The sequence below is a fragment of the Mycolicibacterium vinylchloridicum genome (assembly GCF_013404075.1).
Classification (GTDB): Bacteria; Actinomycetota; Actinomycetes; order Mycobacteriales; family Mycobacteriaceae; genus Mycobacterium; species Mycobacterium vinylchloridicum.
Genome location: NZ_JACBJQ010000145.1, coordinates 1 through 2,754 on the forward strand (window position 1 = coordinate 1; position 2,754 = coordinate 2,754).

Sequence of the window (2,754 nt, forward strand, 5' to 3'; positions counted from 1 at the left end):
AGTCCCTGCGCATCGTCGCGCAGTGTTTGGACCGCTTGGAGCCGGGCCCGGTGATGATCGCCGACAAGAAACTGGCCTGGCCCGCCGACCTGCAGGTGGGCCCCGACGGCCTGGGTAACAGCCCCGCCCATATCGCCAAGATCATGGGCACCTCGATGGAAGGGCTGATCCACCACTTCAAACTGGTCACCGAAGGCATCCGGGTGCCCGCCGGGCAGGTCTATGTGGCGGTGGAATCCCCGCGCGGCGAGTTGGGGGTGCACATGGTCTCTGATGGCGGCACCCGCCCCTACCGGGTGCACTACCGCGACCCGTCCTTCACCAACCTGCAGGCCGTCGCCGCGATGAGCGAGGGCGGCATGGTCGCCGACGTCATCGCCGCCGTCGCCTCCATTGATCCGGTCATGGGAGGTGTCGACAGATGAGCATCGATCTGGTGTTGGGGCCGCGCCCTGAGGAGCCCGGCCCACCCATCAGCGGACCCACCACCTACACCGCCGACGTCGAACAGCGGCTAACGGTGGACGCGGCCACCATCATCGCCCGCTACCCCCAGCCCCGTTCGGCGCTGCTGCCGCTGCTGCACCTGGTGCAATCCGAGGATGGCTATGTCACCACCGCCGGGATCGGCTTCTGCGCCGCCCAACTCGATCTGACCGACGCCGAGGTCGCTGCGGTGGCCACCTTCTACTCCATGTACCGGCGCACCCCCACCGGCCAGTATCTGGTCGGGGTCTGCACCAACACGCTGTGCGCCATCATGGGCGGCGACGCCATCCTCGACACCCTCGAACGTGAACTCGGCGTGCACGCCGGGGACACCACCACCGACGGCGCCATCACCTTAGAGCACATCGAATGCAACGCCGCCTGCGACTACGCCCCCGTCATCATGGTCAACTGGGAATTCTTCGACAACCAAACACCAGCCACCGCACGCCAACTCATCGACCAACTCCAAACCGGCCAACCCCCACACCCCACCCGCGGCACCCAACTCTGCCCCTTCCGCGACACCGCACGCACCCTGGCAGGGCTTTCCCGGGACGACGAGTCCGGCGGCGGCGCACCGGGCGATGCGACGTTGGCCGGTCTCCGGGTGGCACGCGAGCTCGGTATGTCAGCACCCCCGGTTACCGAAAGCGAGGTGTGATGTCACCTGCGACACCGCTGACGCCGGTGCTGAGCCGGTTCTGGGACGAACCCGAACCGTGGACGCTGGAAACGTATGTGCGCCATGAGGGTTATCAGGCGTTGCGCACCGCGCTGAGTATGAAACCGGACGACGTCATCGCGACGGTCAAGGAGTCCGGCCTGCGTGGGCGCGGTGGTGCGGGTTTCCCGACCGGCACCAAGTGGTCGTTCATCCCGCAGGATGCGACCGGAGCCGGCGCCAAGCCGAAGTATCTGGTGGTGAATGCCGACGAGTCGGAACCCGGTACGTGCAAAGACATTCCGCTGATGCTGACCACCCCGCACTTTCTGGTGGAGGGTGCGATCATCGCGGCGTACGCGATCCGGGCCCGGCACGCCTTCATCTATGTGCGCGGTGAGGTGGTGCCGGTGTTGCGGCGCCTGCAGGCGGCCGTGGCCGAAGCCTACGCGGCGGGGTACCTGGGAACCGATATCCAGGGCTCGGGATTCGACCTGGATCTGATCGTGCACGCCGGCGCCGGGGCCTATATCTGCGGTGAGGAAACCGCACTGCTCGACTCGCTGGAAGGCCGCCGCGGCCAGCCCCGGCTGCGGCCGCCGTTCCCTGCGGTCGCCGGGCTGTACGCCTGCCCGACCGTGGTCAACAACGTCGAATCGATCGCCAGCGTCCCGCCGATCCTGCTGGGCGGGGTGGACTGGTTCAAATCGATGGGTTCGGAGAAATCGCCTGGCTTCACGCTGTATTCGCTGTCGGGGCATGTCACCACACCCGGGCAGTACGAGGCCCCGCTGGGCATCACGTTGCGTGAGTTGCTCGACTACGCCGGCGGGGTGCGGGCCGGGCACGAGCTGAAGTTCTGGACCCCCGGCGGGTCGTCAACGCCGCTGCTGACCGCCGAACACCTTGACGTGCCACTGGATTACGAAGGCATGGCCTCGGTCGGGTCGATGCTGGGCACCAAGGCGCTGCAGATCTTCGACGAAACCACCTGTGTGGTGCGCGCGGTGCGGCGCTGGACCCAGTTCTATGCCCACGAGTCGTGCGGCAAATGCACCCCGTGCCGCGAAGGAACCTACTGGCTCAGCCAGATCTACGAACGCCTCGAGACCGGGCGGGGCACCGAAGAGGATATCGGCAAGCTGCTCGACATCTCCGATACCATTTTCGGAAAGTCGTTCTGCGCGTTGGGCGATGGTGCCGCATCGCCGATCATCTCGTCGATCAAGTACTTCCGCGCCGAGTACGAGGCCCACCTGAACGGCGGCTGCCCGTTCGATCCGTATGCCTCGATGCTGGCCGCACCGGAGGGGGTGGGGGCGTGACGGTTCCTCCCGCGAGCAGACGTGAAACCCCCCAAAATGAGGCGAAAATGGGGGGGTTTGTGTCTGCTCGCGAGGAAGAATCGCCGGTGGAGATGGTCACCCTCGTCATCGACGATGTCGAGGTCGCGGTGCCCAAGGGCACGTTGGTCATTCGCGCCGCGGAGTTGATGGGTGTGCAGATCCCGCGGTTCTGCGATCATCCGCTGCTCGATCCGGTCGGGGCGTGCCGGCAGTGCCTGGTCGAGGTCGAAGGCCAGCGCAAACCGATGGCCAGCT

4 protein-coding genes are annotated in these 2,754 nt (G+C 66.4%); all 4 read left to right on the plus strand.

The window, feature by feature from the left end:
• Positions 1-425, plus strand: a 425-nt coding sequence (locus HPC46_RS34075; RefSeq protein ID WP_456320171.1) for an NADH-quinone oxidoreductase subunit D-related protein, incomplete at its 5' end; no start/stop codon positions are given.
• The gene (nuoE, locus tag HPC46_RS34080; protein ID WP_179476394.1) at positions 422-1,153 is read left to right on the plus strand and encodes an NADH-quinone oxidoreductase subunit NuoE; all 732 of its coding nucleotides are present in this window, start codon (positions 422-424) and stop codon (positions 1,151-1,153) included. The genes HPC46_RS34075 and nuoE, both read left to right, overlap by 4 nt.
• Positions 1,153-2,478, plus strand: a complete 1,326-nt coding sequence (nuoF, locus tag HPC46_RS34085; protein WP_179476395.1) for an NADH-quinone oxidoreductase subunit NuoF — start codon at positions 1,153-1,155, stop codon at positions 2,476-2,478. Before nuoE ends, nuoF begins: the two co-directional genes overlap by 1 nt.
• Before the next feature lie 47 nt (positions 2,479-2,525).
• On the plus strand, positions 2,526-2,754 hold a 229-nt coding region (locus HPC46_RS34090), incomplete at its 3' end, for a 2Fe-2S iron-sulfur cluster-binding protein (RefSeq protein WP_179476396.1).

Coding starts and splice junctions, on each gene's coding strand:
- nuoE (WP_179476394.1), top strand. CDS start 422: ATGAGCATCGATCTGGTGTTGGGGCCGCGCCCTGAGGAGCCCGGCCCA.
- nuoF (WP_179476395.1), top strand. CDS start 1,153: ATGTCACCTGCGACACCGCTGACGCCGGTGCTGAGCCGGTTCTGGGAC.